This is a genomic window from Acidithrix sp. C25, assembly GCF_904848545.2.
Map to the genome: position 1 here is coordinate 753802 of NZ_CAJHCI020000001.1, position 23061 is coordinate 776862.

Below are 23061 nucleotides of genomic sequence, written 5' to 3' on the forward strand. Positions count from 1 at the left end.
ACTTGTAGGTTTTTCCTCATCTTTGGGCTTAGCCCATGTGGGCTTAGCCAAGAACGTCTAGGACTGGGTTCTCATGTTCCACATAAACGCCTGATGTTAAGCTCACGCCACCTACACGCCGGATGCCCAAGGAGCACTAATTGGGTTAGTCTCCAAGTTGTCCCGAAAGTTCGACGTCCCTCGGTTTCGACATCATCCATACCAATTTCGAACGCTTCGTCAGTGGTTTGTTTTCACTCGTCTTCTTAACTCATACCTGAAAGAGTCATTGCTCTAACTTTTCCGTACCGCTTTGGACAACAGTCTTTAGCTAATGCCCCGTACGGTGGTTTGGAATCTCCTCCCAAAAGGCGATCCCGGAGGGCCTACCTCCATCATCTATGTAGCATTGCAGTGTGATTGTTATCAGCTTCTACATGATTTACAACCTCTTTCATTCATGACGCACGTCGAAAGTTGGGTTGAGCTCGCCGAGGGACGAGGTATCACCCGGGAGCGCTATCGCGGCACTTCGGATTTAACGGTGGCTAGAGGTTAAAGTTCCATTTTTATGAAGTCGCTTTGGAAGTGGTACAGGGGTTCTGCCAGAATGGGATTTGACAAAACTCACAATGGAGAGCCCCTGTGGAAAAAGATCATAAAGCAATTTCTAAAATCTTGGTTGGTTTAGTTGATATTAATTTGATACGCGTTGAAGATAATCTTGGTGAACCGCTCCATGTTCACATTGAGTGTTCTAATTCACAAAAGCAATGTCCAACCGCTGAAGGCAAAGTTCACCATAATGGCCTCAGAGTTGTTGAGGTTGTAGACCTACCGTCTTTTGGTCGCAAGGTTATTCTTTTTTAGTCTAAGCACAGATGGCGATGTGCAAACAAACACTGCCCCCAACTTCTCTTTTAGTGATGATGATCCAAAAATAGCTCAATTTCAAATACCCACAAGGTCGTCTTCGCCTAAGTGATCGGGCGGCTAGATGGGCAACTTATGCTGTTGGAGCCCAGCGTCGTAGCGTTTCTTGTGTGGCTAAGGAACTTGGCTGTGATTGGCATACGATAAATGACGCAGTCGTTGCCTATGGAGCTGCATTGGTGGATGATCCTTCACGTTTTGGTGCTGTGGATGCTCTGGGACTAGACGAGGTCTTGTTCTACCGTGAAGGTAAGTATCACAAACAGAATTGGGCTACAACTATTTCTAGATGTGAGACGTGGTGTAGCTTTAGATGTTGTAGCGGGTCGAGGCGGAGCCAATCCAAAGGCTTGGATTGAAAGTCAAGAACAAAGCTGGCGTGATGGAGTTAAATGGGGAACCCTCGATCTATCTGGTGGTTACAAAGCCGTATTTAGAAAGGCTCTGCCAAAGACAACCCTTGTAGCCGATCCATTTCACCTGATCAAGCTGGCCAACCAACGAATCGATGAAACTAGGCGTCGAGTTCAGAACGAGCTCTATGGGTCACGCGCAAGAGCAGGTGATCCTTTGTATAGAATACGACGATTACTAACTATGGCAGATGAACGATTGACTAGTTATGCCAAAGATAAGCTCGTTGGACTACTCAAAGCCGATGATCCAGGCAATGAGGTTGCTACTGCTTGGCAGGCCAAAGAGGCCCTAAGGGAGCTATATACCATTTCTGACCCGAGCCTCAAACCTCCGGTAATAGCGAATTACATCAATGTCAAGATTTTGGCTCGATCTGATAAGTAATTGGTCGGTTGTCACCGCTAAGGCGCGGTGGGTTAGCGTTGAGTTGTTCTATGAGCAGACTAAGGGCTCGATTGATGCGGGGAGCATCAGGCTGACGAATGGTAACGGTAATTGCTCTTGGGCTATAGCGGATCTCACCGGGCTGATGAAGCAAGTTACGAGTAATGCTCCGGTACTCATTTAGATCACAGAGATAGTTGTTGAGCGTTCGAGCCAAGTCAAGTTCTGCGTTGTAAGCGAGCAAGCTACAGACCATCTGTAAGGCCCGGCGATTGGTGACAGGCCAAGCTCTAGTGGCGTTGGGATCGATATCGGTAGCGGGGATCTTGGCGGGGATAGCTTTGAGTGCAACTCTTGCTTCCTCGAAGACCACACGTGCCACCTCGAGTTGACGCGAGAGACTATCAAGAGTGTTGTTTTTCTCTTTGATGTCGGCAGTTTGGGTAGTAGCGTTTCTTCCAATAGATCTCTCAAGCTCTGCAACAGCTAATTCAGCGCTCTTGAGTGCGTTATGGGCTTGAGTGCGCATGGGATTGGTTACCTTGGCTACATTAGGGCGGCGATCCATGCGATAGTCACACAACCAACCAATGCCGTGGTGGTCTTGTAAGTACTTGAAGCTGTTTTCGATGCGCCACCGCGATCTCAGGGTGTGTGCTAGGCGAGCAGCACTGCTCACCAAATCAGAGGTGAGGATCTGCAATGCCACCTGACCATCCTCATAGATGCTGATCTGGCGGAGCGCTCCGACATCTTCTAGATGAAGAGTCTCTGATGCTACTTGGATGTAGTGTCGATATCCATCTATGGTTACCCATGAGTGTTTAGGTAAAACACTAGGTACCTCAAGAGGGGCACGGCGATAGGTGACCCAGTCGAAGCCGGCCTTGTTCAACTCGGCAAAGACCTTGGGGTAGGCACCACCCCGGTCAAAGCCGACCATCACCGGGCGGTCCCCACAGATGACCCGTAGCTGTTCAAGAGGACCCCACATGGTTTTGGAGAGCGACGACGGTGCTCCAGATGAAAAACAGATGGCCCGCCAATTCTCATCGACGATTAACGTGTCGTTCCTACCTGGCTCGCCGCGTCGTCGGCGGGTATTCCAACCTTTAGCCAGTGGAGCAGACCCGGTATAGGCAACGAAGTGATCGTCAACAAAGAACACTTCCGGAGCGCTATCGTCGGCCTCTAGCATTGCCTTGGCTAGAGCTACTTGTACTCTAAGAGGATCAATCTCCTCGGCAAGGCCAGCGAGCCGGGGGCGCAGGGTTCGAAGATGAGGAAAGCGTTCCAAGCCGACCAGTGCTCCGGCGTCAGTGTCCAATAGGTGCTTGGTTCCCTCTAGTGACGATGCACCAAGTGCGAATCCAAAGGTTGCAACAAGCAACGTGGCGCTCACGTCGTAGCGGCGTGCGCTACCTGATGGCAACACACCGAACACAGCACTGGCACCCACTCGATCAAAAAAGCCATGCAAAAGCATCGCCCCTGCATAGGCACTTTGGCGGATCCCATCGCTGATGCGGGTAACTACTAGATTGTCGGTGTCGCTACTGTTTCCAAGATCGGGCTTTACTATGGCGGATTCGACTTCTATGTTTGCTTGATCGGGCTTTTCAACCCCATCAATGACACTGAGGCGTAGTTGTTCGGACTCAGGGCGAACTCGCCGTGCCAGAAGACGGCTCACAGTGGCGGTCGAGACCGAAATTGCAGCGGCGATCTCGGTCCCTGGACGGTTTGCATCCGCCATGGCATAGGCCTGAGCAATCGCCTCATCACTGAGAAGCCGGGGTCGTCCCATAGGTGGGACCAAAGCGGCGGAACCGCCCTTGGATGCTCTGCCGCGCAATCTCGAGATGTATTCGGGTCGCAACTCAAAGAGAGCAGCCACCTCTAAGCCCGAGGCTCCTGCCGAAGTAAGTGCCACGATGGCCAAGTTTCGCATTCCTAGGTCCGCTGGATCGTAGACGAAAACTGCCCGAGGCCCCCAGCTCACCACCATCTCGCCGTTTACCATCGTCTTAGTGAGCTTGAATGGCGCAGGCATACCCGGAAGCAATTCGATTTGTTCTCGGCGTTTTCTCATCTCCTTATCATAGCACTATTGAACGACTTATGCAATTCCTAACATAAAAGAAATCGCTGTTCAAAACGGGGATTGTGGCTCAACTACCGGAGGTCTGAGGCTCTTAATGGGTGGTCATATTCGGTGATATCTATCATCAGCTATCAGTGCTTGAAGTTGGTCGACCGAATTGCGAATGGTCAAAAGTGTTCTTATTTCGTTCGATTCGGTTAATGCCCTGATCAAACGCCATCCTTTTGCAATTTGTAAATTCCAATACCTAGTTTAAGCCCCCCCCCATACGCCAAGGCGACTTTAGCATTAGGATTATCCTTTTATCGACGTGATCATGGGCATTGCTTTTTAGAAGAAGCGAAGCGGTCAAGGCAGTGGGAATCTTCCAAAGTGATCATTGCGATCGATATTGATCAATTTTCTATATATGGTACGGTGATTTATGAAATTGTTTCGTTTGTCAGGAACGTCAGTACTTATCGCCCTTCTAACTATGGTTTTGGCTAGCTGTGGATCTAGCAAATCTGTTTCTCCACCGAAAAGTTCCTTGACCGAGGTGCCCCTTAGCAAAGTTTTGAGATCTTATACACCAAAGATCAACGTTGGCTCGCCGGTCAACGTGAATTGGGGCAATACTCCAAATTTGAATCTGAGCGGAGCTGTAGATATTACCAAATTTGGCTCTATTTATCGGGCTGAGTTCAATGGGTCAACGAGCCAGATCTTTGTAAGACCAACGCCCAAGTCTAACTTCGCCGCACTAGGAACGATCGACGGCGAGATTCTACAGTTGCAATTTCCTAGTCAAAAGTACGGATTTGCTTTGGTTCGAAACCCAAGTTCAAATCCGTCTGGTATTGCAACACTTACAACACTCTATTCAAGTAGTGATGGTGGAAAGAAGTGGGCAATGGTCTCTACGGGTCTGCTCACACAGATTCACTTCTTCAGCCCCCAAGATGGCGTTGGCGTTACCTCAGTGACAAACTCTACAGCTGATCAACCACCAAGTGATGCGATTGAGACAACGACTGACGAGGGAAAGAACTGGCGCATGACTCAAATATTAGCAATAGCATCATCAAATGGCGCTCTCATTAATAGTTCCAGTTTTTCTTTTCCTTCTCAAGAGGTTGGCTTTTTAGCTATCGCTAGTCAGCCAGGCGCCGGCTCTCAAGCTAAGACACTATTGACTACACACAATGGTGGCACAACTTGGAAAGTTGTATCAACTGCAGGTTTTTCCAATACCACGAGTGGTCTACCTATAACTGGGTACTTGGAAGAGGTCACCTTTACTTCGCCAACAAACGGATACCTCGTCGTAGCCAGGGGACCTCGAGGTGCAGTTTATTCAAGCACCGATGGTGGTATTAGCTGGTCTACCGATCAGATATTGCCGGCGTCACCTAGTCCATCTACCTCAATTGCATATTATCGACATACGACACCTTATGGTCCATTGGCAATTACGAACTTTGGAGCAGTTTGGAGTTCCAATTCTGCAAATACTTGGAAACAAGTCTTTCCCTCCTATTGGCCATCTCAGCTTTCATTTGCCGATCAGATCCTTAGTGGCCTAACCTTAGATGGCTGGGGAGTCGTAATTCCACTCGATTCTTCCAAGGCTGTTAGTTTTACCTCCATACCAGCTTCAAATCCGATTTACTTCAAAGACTTTAGTTCCGGTGAGGTCGCTATCTCCGGAGGCAATTATTGGCTAAAGACGCGGTCTGGGCCTTGGAAAGATATTCTGATTCCAAATGCGGGGCAAGTGCTCTTCTCAGATTTCCTTTCGCCTAATAATGGCATTTTGGTGACAACTGCGAAGAGAGACAAGATCGTTGCTACCTCTGATGGAGGATCTACATGGCGTGGCGTCCAAGCGCCATTTATGCCAATTTCTCTTGATATGTTGTCGACTAACAATTGGTGGGTGATCGGCGGCGTTCAAGGTCCACTTCTGAACAATCCCTATAAGAAGAATGTAAGGGTAACCACCTATTCGCTCTACCACACGACTGATGGAGGGAAAACCTGGAAGAGGTTTACCTCTAGTTATTGGTCAAATCTCGGTCCCTACGGAATCAAATTCCAAAGCGCATCGATTGGTTATTTTTGGACCTCTCAACAACTACTAGTAACTCTTGACGGCGGTAAATCATTCAAGGCTAGGCCGCTTCCTAGTTGGCTGCAGATCTCTTCAGATCATGGACTAGTTCCGACTGGTAGTTCTTCGGCGGTGGTAACCGACGGCTCTCTTCCTCTGTTTAGGACAAATGACAATGGGGCTAGCTTTAGCGCTATCTCATAAGGAGATTGGCAGTTGAATCTCCAACCAATATGGTCTCTTGCGACAAGAGACCATAGGCCGATCGTCAAGAGTGGCTTCGTCTAAGGGTATAACTGGGCGGCAAAGCTAGCGAAGGACTTCGGCGAGTGTGGTCGACGGCTACGAGTTGCACGAAATCACTCTGTTCTGATTTGGTGGTGGGTCGCCCACCTCTTACTATGGTGCATTTGTTGGATCATCCTTGGTACTGTTTAGTGAAAGTGAATTTAATATCGAGTTCTTGCGTTAATTGTCGCTCCTTTTTTGGTCTTCAAATAAGGCTAGGTTTGACGTAGCTTCAATCGATTAGTCCGAACAATTACGCGCCACTCGAAGAGATTGCTGCGCGAAGCACCTTTAGCTATCGGTTAGTGCGAGGATTACTCTTCCATGCTGACGTGATTACTCTTCGCAAGCAACGAGACCTTGTAAGGTCATTTTTAAGGGTGTTTGGGCGGACGGGCTCAGCCCGTTTACTTCAATATCGTATAGATCGAATATGCTTCACCAATCCAAAGTCGTGACTCGACTTTGGATTGGTGGAGTCAAAGAATTGAATGGTCACGGGTATGAGTGGATCAGCGTTATGGCTTATCGGGAATGAACGGTCCTTTCGTCTGAAACCGCATCGATTCCTCCAGAAAAGACCTCGAGGGATGGATGGAGGCCGATCCAAATCTTGTGGCATGATGGAATCGAAGTGATGCGCAGTCAACTGAACTTGGGAAGTGCATTTCTTGACTTATAGTGCATTAAGTAGCCCGGTACTTGGATCATTATTGAGCTAAAAAAGCATCGCGTCGCGAGAGGCCATCACACAGGGAATCGATTATGCGACAAGACTATCGGAGCTCTCAATTGGCAAGGAATGAGAACCAAGAACGCATAACGGTACATACCTATGTCAAAGGTTCCGACATAAAAACGGTCAACGCGGCCTACATGCGCCAAACATGTCCTAATCCAAAGTGGGGGTATATCTCTTTAGACAACCGAAACGGGGATATGTTTCACTGTCGCAATCCTTATTTGGATTGCAACTGGCTGGGTGATGTGGACTACGTAGCATCCATGAATATCAAATCAAGGGTTGAAGATCACCAGATCAGCCGGTTCACTCCTTATAGAGAAGTGAAAAAGATCCTTGATGAGATTCCTACGCCGAATGGAAAGCCAAAACGTCAAAACAGATGTCAAGACTACCGCTCAGGTGAGGACTACAAGCAAACCATTGCGACGCAAGTCGAACATGTAAGATGGGCAACTACCAATTCTCATTAGTTCTGTTCTTGTGGACAGGAAAGAATACACGAGGGTTGCTTGAGAGCGAAAAGAAACGAAACGAAATGTATATTAATGTATATGAATTTTGGAGCGGAACCTTCCTGGTCATTCGAGCGGATTCGAAGTTTCCAATTGAATCCCAACCACTTGACGAGTCGAAAGCTTAGATGTCCGTGTCAACTCACCTTCAAAGGGTTAAATCGCCGCCAGTACTATACAGATAATGATATTTTTATATCATTATCTGTATGCTTGATTGCGTGAAAACAAGCGTGCTATTGCAAACACTGGACAAGTGGGACAGGCATGGGGTTTGGGCTTTCGATGTGCCTCGACTCAAATTGCTATTTGATGACTCACCTGGCGACCTTCAGCAATCCCTCAAGCATCAAACTCGAGCAGGCAATATCGGGTTCTCCTAACATAGATGTGGATCAAGCAACCCTTTCGTAGGGGAGCTTGAGATCAATCGGACCGCATGAAAGCATCACCAAGCCAAGTGTTGATTTTGCAGAGTGAAGACCATAGCATCTAGCAATGGCGGATCTAATATATTGTTTAGACCCTCAAGCCTTCCGTTGGAGACACCCTTTTCAAGCTAGGGGGCTCAATAGCAGCCATAATTCCATCTTTATGGATTCGAATTGTCTTTGACAATCTGACAAAGCTAGGTATCTGTGATCGTGAAGCACGAGCACACCAGGAATCCAAGAACTCAGCTACTTCGTCATTGGATAATCCACTACCGAATATCCCTCTTAGGGATTCTTTCATCTCTAAGGGCTTTAGAAGTATTGCAGCGGTTGACTTTATTTGACGTAGAGTCTCATTTTGGCGTTGAGTCAAATCACCAGGATTCTTTAGTAATGCCCATCTTGCACTCACAAACCTACGGGCGTAATCTGGAGTAGGAAGTTTTCTCAGTTGGCGCCATAGGTCGCATCTTACCTCCTCCAGGGCCTCAGTGCCCAATTTAACGACATGAAAAGGATCGAGGTTGCGACCTAAGTATCTGGTGTGCGATCAGCGAAAGCTTTAGCAAAAGCTGGTCCCATGTCCACTGTTGCTACTTGTGTGAGAGCTTGGAACGTTGCGAACCAAGCTCACATAAGAACCCATCTAGACTCTTAGCGCTTTTTCCTTCTGCTCCATAGACGATCTTTCCAGTTTCATGATCTGTTACGGGCTCTAAATAACTTGGGTTATGTACTTATGGTGTTTACGATAGGAAATCTCATCTACCTCTATTATTGAGAGCTTCTCTAGTCGCTTTGGATCGATCTCTTTGGCTACTACTCTCTCACAGATCGTACCAACTGTTTTCTGAGCAATCCGGGTGAGCTTCGTAACTGTTGTTTTATCCATCTTTGCGGTTGAGCCGGCAACTATAGAGCTCACACTCTGACTTGCTCCTTGAAATCAAGCAAAGAGTATGGGAATGTCGTCGTGTTGAGATAGTCGACTAATTCCTTTGTGACTGGTTCAATCTTGGGAATGAAGCGATTGTGGGTTACAGCAGAGCGCCCTTGCTTCCAAACGTGTTCCTGGGGATTGAGTTGCGGAGAATACGGAGGGAAATGGACTGCTTCGATGTGATGCTCCCTAATTGCCTCTTGAGCGACGCTCCCTCTGTGCCATCCTGCCCCATCCCATATAAGCAGAATCTTCTCTCTTGGGTAGATCTTGCGGATCGCCAGCAGTATGGCCGCTGTTTCATGCATAGTCTGGCGCTCTGTTGCAAATGCATGCTCCTTGCCTGTCTTGAGGTTTAAAAACCCATAGATGCTCCGGTTCATTCTGGTTCCATTGGTCTCAATTACAGCTGGTGTGGTTCCTTTCGGTATCCACACTTTCTGAGTAGTTGTCGCCTGAGTGAGAACCATCTCGTCTTCACAGAGAATCACCGTATCTGGATCAGAGAATGCCTCTTTCAGACGTTCTTGCTGCTCGTCTTTCCATTCAGCTACCGCTTGTGGATCAGCCTTCTCGTACTGTTTGCCCGGCAGATGGAAGCTGAACTTACTTTCCCGAAACAGAACGTAATAGCTAGTCCTAGAGGCATAGAGAACACCGTATCTGCGCTTGAGTACTGTAGCCAGGATCCGTGTTGACCAAAACGGGGAACTGCTATAGCCGTGGTCATTGGGAGTTGTAGTCGTGAGCATGATTGCCACTTCATCTCTTTGAGACTTTGAGAGAAGTACCGGAGCGTTGTTATGGCGCTTGTCCTTGAATGCCTCAGTGCCAACGCTGCGGAATGACCGTCGAATTCGCTGTACATGCTTGACAGAGAGGGCTGTCCTGTTGAGGGGACTCCCATCTTCAAGGGTGAGAACTGCCAGCGCCCGCTTATATTCGTCGATGTTTTCAGTCTTCGCCATGAATGCTTCAATAGTGGCGAGTTCCTCGGGTGTAAGCATGTCATGAGAAGATTAACACACCCCACAAGAAATTAAAAGGGCTCATTGGAGCATTTCAGAGTGTTATGCGAATAGATGTTCAAAGTCTCTCGTGAAGCGAGATTTGCGATACCGGTCACCCAAATGGCACTGACTCAGTGATTACTCCATGATTGGGGCATTTCGGTCTCCGTAGGGCACAAGAGATCCAAGTACGACGTATTCCCATGTCAAGATGTCTCCAGCGAGAGTTGATAAGTTCTGATGTCGTAGCGGTATTTTGTTTTGAATTTACGGCTTATTCAACAACACGGTGGACATGCGAGTTTGGATCGTGCAAGTTTGACATCTACAACAATTTCATCTTTTGAGATAAAAATATCGTTGACAATGACACCTTTAACGTCAAGCAACTGCTTGACTAGAGAGTTAGCGTGCACGGTTAGATCTCCTAAATCTGTGTGTTAGTAACTTCAAATTTAGAGGTCACAAACCGTGCACGTTTCATTCAATGCTTTTAAAGACCCAAAAGTTCTTATCGTACAGGCGTTACTTATCAGTTATGGGGTCTTAGTGACCCACATGAGGGTTAGGAGAGCCCAATATCGTGCGTATCGCTCGTGGGATATATGTAAATCCCAGAGCAAGAAGTATGCCAGCTGAGCCCCTTCTCGCTTTGGCATCCATCATTAGACCATTTGATTTTTCATACCTCTCTCTCGAATCGGTACTGTCCGATGCAGGATGGATTTCGCAGATAGCGCAGAGATATACGCTTATGTCCACAGGACGAAGCTCCGTATTTTACACACCATATTGCGTGCTTGAATTTACTCACACGTCGCGAAAGGTACGATCACCAGAGATTGTTTTCGATAGGAGCAGAGATATTCATGTCGCAACTCCAAAACGTGCATATGAAGACCTACGTTTCACCAAGCGCAACCTAACGATGGTTGAGCTAATGGAAACCACGGTATCATGATGGCAGCCGAGTTTACTTCATTGCTTGAGATGGCTCAGGAGATCGCAAGGGAAAGGCAGGCGAGCGTACCCGCGGTGGTGAAGGAACTCTTGCACTACGAAATCCTTTAGGCGCTACTTCAAAGGGGACAACGGCAATGTATTTACGACACTATCGAACTTGCACTACGAAATCCTTCAGGCGCTACTTCAAAGTGGGAGTGCGTCAACCTTGGTCTTGACGGGCGGAACAGCACTGCGCCTTTGCTACGGCGGAGTTCTTTATTCCGAGGATTTAGATTTTGCTGGTGGACTAGATTTTGATCCCTCCCAAATGAAGCCTTTTATGGAACGGCTAAAAGACAACGTGGGGGCTACGTATGGGCTATTGGCGGAGGTAGATGAATACCTTCCTAATGGAAATGACAGTGTGCATGTCAGCCGATGGAAGTCAAAGATTTTGCTGCCAAACTTTGATAGGTCTCTGAAACAGAATTATGTCATTCACCTTGAAGTGGCAAGGATTTCTTCCTGTACCGGCGAAGTGCGACCAATTCAAGTTATTTCCAACAATGTCTCATTTGGCTACAGGTCTCTCATGCTCAGAGTCGAATCTAAAGTGGAAATTCTGGCAGACAAGATCGTTGCGCTCGGAGCACGCGACCATGTCAAGCCTAGGGACCTATGGGATATTCATATGCTCGCCCAGGATGCAGTCCTACTAAATGGCGACTTTGTGCGCTCCAAGATAAACGACTATCATCTCGATTATGCTCGTTTTCTCCAACAGTTGGCCGAAAGGGTTGCGCTGCTTAGAAAACCGCTCACGGTTAGTGGATTCCAGAAAGAGATGTCACGGTTTCTTGATGCTCAAATCCAGACATTTATCCGTGAGCCACGATATGTACACGACATTTTAGAAGTGGTCATCGGTGTGGCAGAAGCAGCTATTGGTGAACTCGAGGGGACCGCCCCATAGGTTCCATAGAAGTTCAGGCTACTTGCTGCCTAGAAGCTGTGTTCGACATATATCTTCTATTAGCGATAGAAGATATATGTCGCTTCAAGGTTGCAAGATGCGCATGTGACAAGCGGGCATCTAATTAGGGAGAAAAACTATGGAATTGAACAAAAGGCAGCCAACCATAAAGGGACCATCTGACTGGTTCACCGGTGACGTCTATCTAGATCGTCTTGCTAATGGTGGTGAACTCTCGCCTTTATCGGTTGGCTCCGTCCACTTCACCCCAGGTGCGAGGACGGCTTGGCATTCCCATCGCGGAGGCCAAACACTATACGTTACCGAGGGCAAGGGTCTCATTCAGGCACACGATGGCGAGGTCCTAGAGGTTACATCCGGTGACGTAGTCGTTTCAGGCGACGGAGAATTACATTGGCATGGTGCCACGCCGGATTACTATATGACGCACATCTCTATGACAATCGGTGAAGCGACTTGGGGACAACACGTCACGGATGCACAATACTTCGGTCCTTCTAAGTAGTCAAGGTTAGGGCAGCTACAAATGCGAAATTAATTGGCCTTTGGAGTTTGCAAGTTGCATTCTTGGGGCTCCAAAGCTGAATCAACCAACGGAACACAAACCGCAACTCGACATAGGGTTTGGTATCTTAAACGACGTATCCGTTAGTGATGCAACTTGTGAGTGGGATATAGATTCGATGGAAATTTTTCAAAATACTAAATCCGGGTAACCTCGCTTCACCGAAAATGGTAGCCAACTAGTCAAATGGTGCAGTAAGCGAGGTATGAGTCAAAGCGTTTGATGTCAAAGCGTTTGATTAAGTGTGCGACCCGGAATGTGACCCACAATTTGACCCGGAACGGCTTTCGGTGATCAACGGCTTTTCTTGCGAAACTGCCACCGTGAACATACCCACCCAATCAACGCAAGTCACACCAAAAGGTGCAGTGCCGTAAGGCCAGAGCCCGAAGTAGTGCCCAGAACCGGGCCTTGTCTGAGACATCTCAGACAAGCAAGCCGAAACTAGCGAACTCATCTACCAGTGCTAATTCATTAGCACCAGACCAGTCGGTCGCGGTGGCATGATGGAAGCGATGTTAGGTAACCCCAACCAAACATACGGAGCCAGAATCCCCGTCCGTAAGGGCGGGGAGGTTCACCAGTGCTGATGCATGTGATCTAAAAATCAACTTTGGGTTACCGCTCTATTATATTACTGTTGCCCAAAGAGCACCAAGGAGGCAGAGAGATGACGTTTAAACTTTTAAAGCAGGGCAACAGTGGGACTAAGGTGGTGATTATGATTGTCGGCTCAGTCGTGGCACTCATCCTCCTAACCTTTGCTATCATCGCCTCGAATCCATCTTCAAAATCACAGAAAACAACGGTGAGTAAAAGTTCAAAGAAAAGTACTGCTCAAAGTACCAAAGCGACTAATCAAGCCGCTGTCAGGTCTGATACCGTCAAATCTACCTCTACCACCTTGATTACCACTACAACTACCTCTGTCGCAACCAATATGTCGACCATTACCACCTTCCCGCCTTCATCGTCGGTGGCCAAGTCTTTGACGACGTTCGTAGGAAATCTGTCTGGCACCGAATCGAGCGCTGCGAGTGCGGCACAGATCACCTACCATGGCTTCATATTGAGTCCGGCAGTACTTGATGGGCAGACCCCAGTTGCACTGGCAGCCTTTTCCTATGACCCGAATTCACTCAACGTCAAAGTTATGGCTTACCAGCAGGGGCAATGGACTGTAGTTGCCGAACTCGCTCGACCTTCTGATGAACCTGCCGCTGTTGACCCCAGCTTTCCGTGGATGGTGACTGCCTCATATTCACCAGGAATCACGGTTGGTGATGTAACGAATAATCGAAAGCCTACCTTTTTGATCCCGTTAGACTTTGCCGACAATATTCCTGGAGCCTTCGTAATCCAAACCTCACCTGTCTCGATATCAAGCTGGCAATATGCTAACTTTTACCCTTTTGGAAAAGCCACTCCTACAAATGTCTTAGCCCGTAATCCATCCTTTGTAGGCACCGAAATCAGAAGTACCTACAACAACTGCAACCCCGACTGCGCCTCAGGCACGGTTACTGCGCAATATTGGCAATTCGACCAAACAAAACAAGCATTTAGAATGCAGGCTCCTAGTTGATTGGCCTTCTATTATGTGAGCGTATCAGTCATACCCAAGTGTAGAAAAGCCTTTGAAAATCCAAAGGGCACAAGTCCAAGCAGTATTTCAAGAAGATTACCAATATAGGTCAGGTGCTAAATGCCAGAGCTTGATCAGCGAAATTGCTCGGGGCTCTTTTGATATTTTAGGCTAGTGGCGCACTCGTGATGCAGACCACGGTGATTTAGAACACGTGGCCCTTTGTCTGCAAATACGATCGTCCGAGCTCGTTATGAGAGCGTCAAAAAGGAGAAGTGGCTCTCGTCTTGGCGGTAATGACGCTAACCGAATCTGATACCGTGCGCCTATTGTAAAAGAGATTCTTTACGTAGAGCGTCCAACCCTTTGATCTAATGGTTCCCAAGGGACAAATTATCGGGCTAAGGAAAAAGTACGATGGGTAATCTGCAGCCGATTTCACCGGTTGAGGAACTAACGGAAGCTTTTAATGCGCCAAATTGAGACTAACAACGCTTGCGAACGTGACTACAAACGGGAAGCAATGGAAAGTTTATGCATAAATATAATTCGACGACTTAAGAGAGCTAATACTAAATTTCAGGTACATTAATGTTGGTGGTGACTTTAGGCGTAGAATGCTCGCAAGATTTAGGATTTGGTGATCGCAAGTCGTTGAAAAGTCGGTACCTAAAAATCCATGCAGTCCACTCTAGGTCGAGCGCATTCTCGTATAATCGAGCTAAGGTCGGATCGACCTTAGCTTTACACTGTGGCGTTCGCCTTGGCTGCGCGCTTACACCTCGGCTTAGACCAGGACTGTCGTAGCACCTATACTCCCGACCATGACCGTCTGGGCCAAAAGCGGTCTCGCCGGTCCCGTGAGGACCTCCTCACACGTTTTCCAGCCCTTAATGAGCAGGAAGAGGGGTCCAATCAGCCCAAATGCTGAAGCAGCTGGAAAAGTTCGCCCAAGCCGACTATGCAAGTACTGATCTCCTTGATGCCGTCTACCAGTTCCAACAACGCCAGGCGCGGTACCGAGATTACGTCCGGAGCCATCGGGAGGATCCGGCCCCTTTGTTGGGACTTTCACTGTCGGAGGAAACGTCATCGACACTACCGCCTGCTCGATGCCGAGGAGGCGACTCTCCCTAGCAAAGGCGTCAACCACCAACTCGATCGGGCATGAGGCCGATCTTTACAACCCGAGGCTCGAAGGATCACGCATATTGTCAGCAGACTGAGCGCGATAATTCCAGACGAATCAAATGTTTGCTCGACGATGCCTTGTACGACCGAACAAGCGGGATCGGCGAACCTGAACCGCTCAGGCACGAGATACCTGGCACCTGGTCGCAGCGAATCACCAAGGGGCATTGGTTCGTCTGCCAACTGTTCGACGCGGACCTCTTGCTCCTTCAGTCCTACTATCACTTCGAGAAGTCATGACCCAGGTGATCGTGCTGAATGGCGGTTCGAGCTCAGGAAAGTCCTCGATTGCGCGAGCCCTTCAGGACATCTTGCCCAAAGTTTGGTTGACCTTCGGAGTGGACGCCCTGATCGAGGCGCTCCCTGGTAGAGGTGACGATCCCCGATCGGGATTGGTCCTCGAATCGGACGGCACCGTGACCATCCAGCCCGAGTTCCGAGCCCTCGAGGACGTCTGGTACGCAGGCCTGGCATTCATGACTCATAACGGTGCATCGTTAATTCTCGATGAAGTCCTTCTGACCGGAGGTATAGGGCAACGACGACTGCAAGGCGCATTGACCGGTCTTGACGTGTTGTGGATCGGAGTTCACTGCGACCCGAATGCGGCTGCCATGCGCGAAATAACCCGATCCGATCGCGTTCAGGGAATGGCAATGGCACAGGCACTTGCAGTGCATGAGGAGGTCATGTGCGACATCGAAGTCGATACTACCGATTACTCCGCTTTGGAATGCGCTCGCCGGATTACTCTTCGCGTCACTTCGTGATGCCTGAACACGAAAAGATCTGCCAACACGTGCTGGTGCCCATAAGGAATGCTGACAACGGATGGCTTTCCGGTACCTCTGGTGGTACCAGTTCCCCAGACTCGAATCTGGTAGGCATCCCGCGATATAACCAGTCGTTACGCGCTCGCGACCAATCTCCTGAACTGCAATTGGAAGGCTCCCTATTTAACGATCCGCTATTAATACGAGCTTGGTATCCATAACGTAGATGGAGGAAATTATTGTGAAGTCCAAAAGGCTATCCGTTTCGCCCGGAGTAAGCCAGGGACAGGCTCTTTCAGTCATCCGCTATTACCAAATAACAAAATTGCTCTAGCGTTTTCCCTGGAGTCGTTAGCCCCTAAAAACAACTTGGTCCAAAAATAACATAAATTCTGGACCATCAAATGAGGTCCCGCCAGCTCCATCAAGTATCTTCAATGACTATTTGATTTAGTCGGTAGCAGCAGTAGCAAACCGTTCGTGATAGTCGTCAAAGATTGTTGAATGGTGTATAGGCGCTTCGCGTTTATGTACAATTCAATATTCCCTTGCGAACCGATCGGCGAAGATTAAATAACCATTGTCGCCGAGAAATCGGAGAGTCAAAAACGGCTCAAAATAGCAAAGTTACCATTAATCTGAAAGCAGGCAGATGCGTCAACTATCCAGACATTTACGGTTATTGATCGATCGAGACTGGCGAAATGTTTAGGCATGTTGGACCGATCCACCATGACGCGCCTGGACGAAAGTCGGCTCTCCTAACCCTCATGTGGGTCACCAAGACCCCATAACCGATAAGTAACGCCAGCACGATAAGAACTTTTGGGTCTTTAAAAGCATTGAATGAAACGTGCACGGTTTGTGACCTCTAAATTTGAAGTTACTAACACACAGATTTAGGAGATCTAACCGTGCACGCTAACTCTCTAGTCAAGCAGTTGCTTGACGTTAAAGGTGTCATTGTCAACGATATTTTTATCTCAAAAGATGAAATTGTTGTAGATGTCAAACTTGCACGATCCAAGCTCGCATGTCCAAAGTGTTGTTGAATAAGCCGTAAATTCAAAACAAAATACCGCTACGACATCAGAACTTATCAACTCTCGCTGGAGACATCTTGACATGGGAATACGTCGTACTTGGATCTCTTGTGCCCTACGGAGACCGAAATGCCCCAATTATGGAGTAATCACTGAGTCAGTGCCATTTGGGTGACCGGTATCGTAAATCTCGCTTCACGAGAGACTTTGAACATCTAGTTGCCGGCTCAACCGCAAAGATGGATAAAACAACAGTTACGAAGCTCACCCGGATTGCTCAGAAAACAGTTGGTACGATCTGTGAGAGAGTAGTAGCCAAAGAGATCGATCCAAAGCGACTAGAGAAGCTCTCAATAATAGGGGTAGATGAGATTGCCTATCGTAAACACCATAAGTACATAACCCAAGTTATTTAGAGCCCGTAACAGATCATGAAACTGGAAAGATCGTCTATGGAGCAGAAGGAAAAAGCGCTAAGAGTCTAGATGGGTTCTTATGTGAGCTTGGTTCGCAACGTTCCAAGCTCTCACACAAGTAGCAACAATGGACATGGGACCAGCTTTTGCTAAAGCTTTCGCTGATCGCACACCAGATACTTAGGTCGCAACCTCGATCCTTTTCATGTCGTTAAATTGGGCACTGAGGCCCTGGAGGAGGTAAGATGCGACCTATGGCGCCAACTGAGAAAACTTCCTACTCCAGATTACGCCCGTAGGTTTGTGAGTGCAAGATGGGCATTACTAAAGAATCCTGGTGATTTGACTCAACGCCAAAATGAGACTCTACGTCAAATAAAGTCAACCGCTGCAATACTTCTAAAGCCCTTAGAGATGAAAGAATCCCTAAGAGGGATATTCGGTAGTGGATTATCCAATGACGAAGTAGCTGAGTTCTTGGATTCCTGGTGTGCTCGTGCTTCACGAGCACAGATACCTAGCTTTGTCAGATTATCAAAGACAATTCGAACCCATAAAGATGGAATTATGGCTGCTATTGAGCCCCCTAGCTTGAAAAGGGTGTCTCCAACGGAAGGCTTGAGGGTCTAAACAATAAATTAGATCCGCCATTGCTAGATGCTATGGTCTTCACTCTGCAAAATCAACACTTGGCTTGGTGATGCTTTCATGCGGTCCGATTGATCTCAAGCTCCCCTACGAAAGGGTTGCTTGATCCACATCTATGTTAGGAGAGCCCGAAAGTCTACGTTTACTATTTGATGTGTAGCTTTGCTGGCCCACCAGCAGTTGCGATTTATAAAGTTACCGATATTTAGCAATTTTTAATGATGTTTGATTGGGCCTATGGGTAATTTTTATGAAGATTTGAATTGACTGGGTAGACTTAATCCGAGGGAAAAAAATTTACGGACATGCTAGCTAAATCAATAGGTTGGCGAGTTTGAGCTCGCGGAAGCGTCAAATTCTCAGATTGAGTTGATCTGAAGTAATGAAGACGTGGGTTTATTCTTTTAGATATTGGTGAGAGTATTTAATATCTTATGGGACTTTTATCTCACGATCTGAATCTATATGACCAGATAGTATATTGCTATAGGTTGCCCGATAAAAGTACTCGACGGTAGTTTTGGTCAGGAATTACACAAATAAGTGATGATCAGCTTTAGTTTGTATATAGGCAACACCGGACTTTTGAACAGCATGAGAGTGATCTCGGGCGAATCAGTCGTTGATTGAATTCGGCTGAAATATTGCTCATAAGTCACTTGGTTCCGTTGTTATCGAAAACGCTTTACGAGGTTGAATTCACTCATAGATGTTCTCATTCATTACAAAAAGGTGGTTTCAAATACAAGGGCATTTGCGTCTAAAAGATTGTTAGCGGCCTTTGTGGAATCATAAGTACCCAAAGGAAGGTTTTAGAAACCGACAATGTTTCAATCCAGCAATTCTTGACGCTTCAACAAATGTAAATATTTTTCTACCCGATAGATCTCTCCGCCAACTGTAAAAGCCAAGGTCACGCACATCGGTAACGTAAGATTTCAGGAAGGCACTAGCGTCAAAGCTATAGATGCATTGAGGGCTTCTCACCGAAATAGATGTCCTGCCTCCCGTGCCAAGCACAACAGAAAGAGGCATAAATGGCTTATCAGACGGTAAATCCATATACAAATAAGCTAGTGCAGAGCTTTCCATACGCGTCAGATGCTGAGATCGACGCCGCAATCCTGAAATCTCACGAGGCGTTCTTGAATTGGCGTACCACCGGGTTCGCAGATCGATCGAAGGTCATGACGCGAGCAGCAGAAATACTTCGAGCTGATAAGCGTATGTTCGCGGATGTGCTGACGTTAGAGATGGGAAAGATATCCGCTGAGGCAGAGCTTGAAGTAGAACTTTGTGCCGACATCTTCGACTACTTCGCCGAGCACGGCGAAAGTTTCCTTAAGGATAAGCCCCTTGAGGTCAAGGGCGCTAAAGAGGGTACTGTGACGATTGTATTCGAACCGCTCGGAGTTATCTATTGCATTGAGCCGTGGAACTTTCCTTACTACCAGGTTGTGCGCGTTGCTGCTCCACAGATCCTCGCCGGAAATACTGTCTTACTAAAGCATGCGAAGAACGTGCCGGCTGCGGCACAGGCAATGCAGAAACTCTTCAATGATGCTGGGCTTCCCGATGGCGTCTTTACCAACCTATTCATATCGATTGCCTCTACCGATCACATTCTGGCAGATCCACTGGTGCGAGGAGTTGCGCTAACTGGCAGTGAGCGCGCCGGCACGATCGTGGGCGCCGCTGCTGGTAAGAACCTGAAGAAGGTCACGATGGAGCTCGGTGGTTCGGATGCATTCATCGTTCTCGAGGACGCCGATATCGACAAGACCGTTAAATGGGCGGTAATGGGGCGGCACTGGAACGCCGGGCAGGTGTGCTGTGGGTCAAAGCGGCTGATAATTGTGGATGCAGTATACGACGAGTTCATGGACAAGTACCGTTCTTCAGTGGCGGCACTGCGCGCTGGTGATCCGCATGATCCAGTCACGCAACTTGCTCCGCTGAGCACGCAAAGTGCAGTCGATATGCTCGCCGAGCAGGTGAAGACGGCTATCGACAGTGGTGCGACCGCAGAGAGGCTAGGCGAAGCAGTCCCTAAGCAGGGAGCGTTCTTCCAACCGACCATCCTCACCGATGTGAAGCCGGATAACCCGGCGTATCAGACCGAGTTCTTTGGTCCGGTGAGCTTGGTCTTCCGTGTCGCCGACGAAGACGAAGCGATCTCCGTTGCGAATGCCTCCATCTATGGATTGGGCGGGTCGGTGTTCACTCGTGACGTGGTCCGTGGAGAGCGTGTCGCCCGGCGAATAGAGACAGGCATGGTCTTTGTTAATCACCCAACTGTAGTTAGAGCCGACATCCCATTTGGAGGTGTGAAGAACTCTGGCTTCGGAACCGAACTCACCGAATTCGGCATCCGCGAATTCGTCACTAATAAGGTGGTCGGCGTCGTTGATATCGACGCACCCTTCTAGGTGATATAGGAGCTGGTCTCGGTATTTTATTGCAGTTGCGTCGATGGAGTTACGCCGTTTTTTCTTTACGTCGCTGTCGTGAGATAGCCGAGACTGGCAGTTGTTGGCCTGTCATCATGCGTGCGTGGTTGACGATATCGAGATGATTCTGTTACCCGTCTTCGATCTCGGAAGCTAAATGTTATTCGTGATTGCCAATTAGTTTTCTAAATTGGAAGTCCAAAGTGTGGTCATCTGATTTTATTGGCGAGATAACCCGAAACCATGGTGCGCGATCCTGCGGTGGAATGAAGCGCACCATTTGCACCTCGATCATTTAGTTAGCTATTTGGTAGCTACTTGGCTGGGTAGCGTTCACCCCGGAACCGTGAAGTTAGCCATAGCAATGCCTAAGAGCACTTCCTTGATTCATCGGTTCCAGTGCGAAAACGTGCACGAATCCTGGTCATCTGGTGGCGCTTTATGCAAAGAGGAGTATTGTGCGGATATTTGTTAGAAGTTTCGATACACTTCACTTCGGATACCGATTTCCACCACTAAGACGATAAGTTGGTCGTCGTCGATTGCATATAGCTCGGTAGTCGCCAACGCGTAATCGCCAGATCCCAAGAAAGCCTTTAAGGGTTCGAAGTTGCTTCCGCGTGGATCCGTCTTGAGTTTGTCGGTGAGCGCCCGACAGAAGGCCCCCGGACTAGAGTAGGTTCGCTTTCGTTCACTCATGTTGTGCGCCTGTTTCGTGAGGCTAATTTAGCGCTAGCAGCTTCGAACGGTGTGTCCCGCGCCTCTTGCATCCATTTTGCCGCCTCCTTGTCGCCGACGAGGTCGAGCAGCCAACGAAGAAGAGAGACCATCGTTGCGGCGTAGTCCGAATCGACCGGCGTGGGGGACAAGGCTCGCAGCGAAGGCTCCGGGGAGTCGAAGCCCTGGCGGATGGCGTGGCAGTAATTCCCAAGACTGCAATGGGACTCTATCCGGTTGTGTTATTGCAGTGTTCACTACAGAGTATTTAGAAGTATTCAAAATTTGGATTGAATCTAAATCGGATGGGTGACATCGCATCAAAACAGGGGGTTTTAATGCGACATCGCATCAAAACAGGGGGGGTTTTAATGTGATACAACATTAAAACAGGGGGGGTGGTATTAGCGTAGAATCATGCGCGACGATGAAATTCGTACTCGACTTCGTGAGAACAACCCATGGTGGCAAGCGGCCGCAGCCGGGCGAGATCCTGATGGGTGGGCGTTGGACGATCGCTCTCTTGTGTCGCGAAAGTCCTTTGATTTGGGATATCGATCCAACCTCCTTCACGATGTCGCCAACGGAGACGTGGATGATAAACTTATCGTTCTTCGAGGTCCTCGTCGTGTCGGAAAGTCTGTCCTTCTAAAAGACACGGCATTGACACTTTGCGGACGAAGTGACATCGATCCGCGCCAACTCATCTACGTTGCACTCGATGGTATGACGCTAGCCGACCTGCGCCGAGTGGTCCGTCTCGGTCGTGAACTCACACGTTCAATGGGAGAGCGTCGGCGAATTTGGCTCCTCGACGAGGTGACCGCGGTTAAAGGCTGGACGGCGGAGCTCAAATATCAACGCGACAATACTCCGTTTGGTAACGACACCGTTGTGTGTACGGGGTCATCGTGGGATGATAGCTCAAATGTCAAGAGAGATCTAATGGCGGGTCGATCGGGGGAACGTTCCAATCGGCGTTCACGTATACTTCATCCGATGTCGCTACGTGATGTACTGATCGCTACGAATCGCCTGAATCCATCCTTTGAAAAAGTACGTCCGTGGGAGTTGCAATCCCCGGACGCACTTCGTATCGTAGAAACACTCGAACCATTCGTAGACGAACTCGATCTCGCGTGGCAGTCTTATTTAACGTCGGGCGGGTTTCCACGAGCTGTAGCCGAGAACCATAACACGGGGGCGGTGAGCGACTCGTTTCTAGAAGATCTTGCGTCGTGGTTGCACCGCGATGTTGATCCCGATGCCCACGATGACTCGGTTCCACGGCTGCTTTCGACGATCGAACAACATTGCAGTTCCCCTCTTTCTAGGAAGACTTTGGCGGAGGAGTTGGGTTACGCCGATGGCAACGGATTCGATGTTCGTTTGAATCGACTTACACACGCCTATGCGGCGCTTTGGTGTCACCAGATCGATGTGGATGGGAATCGCAAAAGAGGTTCGCAGTCCAAGATGTATCTGGCTGATCCACTGCTCTCGTGGATTGGTCCTCGTCTGAGGTCTGGGATTCCTTCGCCAGACTTTACTCGTCTCACTGAAGCGGCGCTTGCGGTTTCGGTAGCTAGGGCAGTCGATGATTTGCAAACGGGACGTTGGGAATCCGACGATGCAATTGGCTATCTTCGGACTGGAAGTGGCAAGGAGATCGACTTTTCAAAGGTTCCAATTCCAAGTCCCTCTGGTGTCAAGCAAAGCGTTCCAATGGAATCGAAGTGGGTGTCGACTGGTTGGCGAGCCGAGGCAAGGTCAATCGAGGGTTATTTTTCGTTGGGAGTTGTGGCTACACGTACAATATTGGACACTTCTCATCCGGCATGGGCAATTCCTGCGCCAATTGTGGCACTTTTGCTTGAGTGATGTGGGCTTTGAACT

General features: G+C 48.4%; 19 protein-coding genes and 2 pseudogenes. 14 read left to right on the forward strand and 7 right to left on the reverse strand.

The window, feature by feature from the left end:
• Positions 1-624 precede the first annotated feature (624 nt).
• Both ACIDITHRIX25_RS89815 and ACIDITHRIX25_RS89820 read left to right on the forward strand, forming a co-directional pair.
• Positions 625-849 (forward strand): hypothetical protein, encoded by a 225-nt coding sequence (locus ACIDITHRIX25_RS89815; protein ID WP_052605506.1) that lies wholly within the window; start codon positions 625-627, stop codon positions 847-849.
• 306 nt (positions 850-1155) lie between these two features.
• Complete coding sequence (locus ACIDITHRIX25_RS89820) at positions 1156-1713, forward strand: transposase (protein ID WP_052604418.1); 558 nt, start codon at positions 1156-1158, stop codon at positions 1711-1713.
• On the opposite strand, the gene ACIDITHRIX25_RS89825 is transcribed toward ACIDITHRIX25_RS89820, so the two are convergent.
• Positions 1685-3805 carry a putative transposase gene (locus ACIDITHRIX25_RS89825; RefSeq protein ID WP_201732521.1) on the reverse strand — a complete coding sequence of 707 codons (2121 nt, stop codon included), beginning with the start codon at positions 3803-3805 and terminating at the stop codon, positions 1685-1687. The two genes, ACIDITHRIX25_RS89820 and ACIDITHRIX25_RS89825, sit on opposite strands and share 29 nt — an antisense overlap.
• A gap of 436 nt (positions 3806-4241) precedes the next feature.
• On the opposite strand from ACIDITHRIX25_RS89825, the gene ACIDITHRIX25_RS89830 reads away from it, so the two are divergent.
• Both ACIDITHRIX25_RS89830 and ACIDITHRIX25_RS89835 read left to right on the forward strand, forming a co-directional pair.
• Positions 4242-6113, forward strand: a complete 1872-nt coding sequence (locus ACIDITHRIX25_RS89830; RefSeq protein ID WP_052604420.1) for a WD40/YVTN/BNR-like repeat-containing protein — start codon at positions 4242-4244, stop codon at positions 6111-6113.
• Positions 6114-6962: 849 nt separating this feature from the next.
• Positions 6963-7412 (forward strand): hypothetical protein, encoded by a 450-nt coding sequence (locus ACIDITHRIX25_RS89835; RefSeq protein WP_052604421.1) that lies wholly within the window; start codon positions 6963-6965, stop codon positions 7410-7412.
• 561 nt (positions 7413-7973) lie between these two features.
• Here ACIDITHRIX25_RS89835 and ACIDITHRIX25_RS89840 read toward each other — a convergent pair.
• The 3 genes and pseudogenes from ACIDITHRIX25_RS89840 to ACIDITHRIX25_RS89850 all read right to left on the reverse strand — a co-directional run.
• Positions 7974-8399 (reverse strand): annotated as a pseudogene (locus ACIDITHRIX25_RS89840) (ISL3 family transposase); the annotation flags it as partial.
• Positions 8400-8603: 204 nt separating this feature from the next.
• A complete protein-coding gene (locus tag ACIDITHRIX25_RS89845) occupies positions 8604-8813 on the reverse strand; it encodes a hypothetical protein (protein ID WP_201732523.1) in 210 nt (69 codons plus the stop codon).
• Entirely contained in the window at positions 8810-9835 is a 1026-nt protein-coding gene (locus ACIDITHRIX25_RS89850; RefSeq protein ID WP_201732524.1) for an IS630 family transposase, read from the reverse strand. The genes ACIDITHRIX25_RS89845 and ACIDITHRIX25_RS89850 overlap by 4 nt, the downstream gene beginning before the upstream one ends.
• A gap of 586 nt (positions 9836-10421) precedes the next feature.
• Here ACIDITHRIX25_RS89850 and ACIDITHRIX25_RS89855 point away from each other — a divergent pair.
• The 4 genes from ACIDITHRIX25_RS89855 to ACIDITHRIX25_RS89870 all read left to right on the forward strand — a co-directional run bounded on the left by ACIDITHRIX25_RS89855 (position 10422) and on the right by ACIDITHRIX25_RS89870 (position 13927).
• Entirely contained in the window at positions 10422-10799 is a 378-nt protein-coding gene (locus tag ACIDITHRIX25_RS89855; RefSeq protein WP_052604425.1) for a hypothetical protein, read from the forward strand.
• 159 nt (positions 10800-10958) lie between these two features.
• Positions 10959-11756 carry a nucleotidyl transferase AbiEii/AbiGii toxin family protein gene (locus ACIDITHRIX25_RS89860; RefSeq protein WP_052604426.1) on the forward strand — a complete coding sequence of 266 codons (798 nt, stop codon included), beginning with the start codon at positions 10959-10961 and terminating at the stop codon, positions 11754-11756.
• Positions 11757-11895: 139 nt separating this feature from the next.
• Positions 11896-12282, forward strand: coding sequence for a (R)-mandelonitrile lyase (locus ACIDITHRIX25_RS89865; protein WP_201732525.1), 387 nt, complete (start codon positions 11896-11898; stop codon positions 12280-12282).
• Positions 12283-13012: 730 nt separating this feature from the next.
• Entirely contained in the window at positions 13013-13927 is a 915-nt protein-coding gene (locus tag ACIDITHRIX25_RS89870) for a hypothetical protein (protein ID WP_052604428.1), read from the forward strand.
• 787 nt (positions 13928-14714) lie between these two features.
• On the opposite strand, the gene ACIDITHRIX25_RS89875 is transcribed toward ACIDITHRIX25_RS89870, so the two are convergent.
• The gene (locus ACIDITHRIX25_RS89875) at positions 14715-15080 is read right to left on the reverse strand and encodes a hypothetical protein (protein ID WP_213333398.1); all 366 of its coding nucleotides are present in this window, start codon (positions 15078-15080) and stop codon (positions 14715-14717) included.
• Positions 15081-15094: 14 nt separating this feature from the next.
• On the opposite strand from ACIDITHRIX25_RS89875, the gene ACIDITHRIX25_RS89880 reads away from it, so the two are divergent.
• The 5 genes and pseudogenes from ACIDITHRIX25_RS89880 (at position 15095) to ACIDITHRIX25_RS89900 (ending at position 20427) form a co-directional block, all read left to right on the forward strand.
• Positions 15095-15358 (forward strand): Txe/YoeB family addiction module toxin, encoded by a 264-nt coding sequence (locus tag ACIDITHRIX25_RS89880; protein WP_082058442.1) that lies wholly within the window; start codon positions 15095-15097, stop codon positions 15356-15358.
• The gene (locus ACIDITHRIX25_RS89885; protein WP_235347549.1) at positions 15286-15888 is read left to right on the forward strand and encodes a chloramphenicol phosphotransferase CPT family protein; all 603 of its coding nucleotides are present in this window, start codon (positions 15286-15288) and stop codon (positions 15886-15888) included. Before ACIDITHRIX25_RS89880 ends, ACIDITHRIX25_RS89885 begins: the two co-directional genes overlap by 73 nt.
• Positions 15889-17101: 1213 nt before the next feature.
• Positions 17102-17350, forward strand: coding sequence for a helix-turn-helix domain-containing protein (locus ACIDITHRIX25_RS89890; protein ID WP_052605479.1), 249 nt, complete (start codon positions 17102-17104; stop codon positions 17348-17350).
• A 204-nt stretch (positions 17351-17554) separates the two neighbouring features.
• Positions 17555-17980, forward strand: a pseudogene (locus ACIDITHRIX25_RS89895) (ISL3 family transposase); the annotation flags it as partial.
• Between the two features lie 1055 nt (positions 17981-19035).
• Positions 19036-20427 carry an NAD-dependent succinate-semialdehyde dehydrogenase gene (locus ACIDITHRIX25_RS89900; RefSeq protein ID WP_201732527.1) on the forward strand — a complete coding sequence of 464 codons (1392 nt, stop codon included), beginning with the start codon at positions 19036-19038 and terminating at the stop codon, positions 20425-20427.
• Between the two features lie 492 nt (positions 20428-20919).
• On the opposite strand, the gene ACIDITHRIX25_RS89905 is transcribed toward ACIDITHRIX25_RS89900, so the two are convergent.
• Positions 20920-21147 carry a type II toxin-antitoxin system RelE family toxin gene (locus ACIDITHRIX25_RS89905; protein WP_052604416.1) on the reverse strand — a complete coding sequence of 76 codons (228 nt, stop codon included), beginning with the start codon at positions 21145-21147 and terminating at the stop codon, positions 20920-20922.
• Between the two features lie 33 nt (positions 21148-21180).
• A complete protein-coding gene (locus tag ACIDITHRIX25_RS89910) occupies positions 21181-21447 on the reverse strand; it encodes a hypothetical protein (RefSeq protein WP_213333399.1) in 267 nt (88 codons plus the stop codon).
• 135 nt (positions 21448-21582) lie between these two features.
• On the opposite strand from ACIDITHRIX25_RS89910, the gene ACIDITHRIX25_RS89915 reads away from it, so the two are divergent.
• The gene (locus tag ACIDITHRIX25_RS89915; protein ID WP_052604415.1) at positions 21583-23046 is read left to right on the forward strand and encodes an AAA family ATPase; all 1464 of its coding nucleotides are present in this window, start codon (positions 21583-21585) and stop codon (positions 23044-23046) included.
• Positions 23047-23061 lie beyond the last annotated feature (15 nt).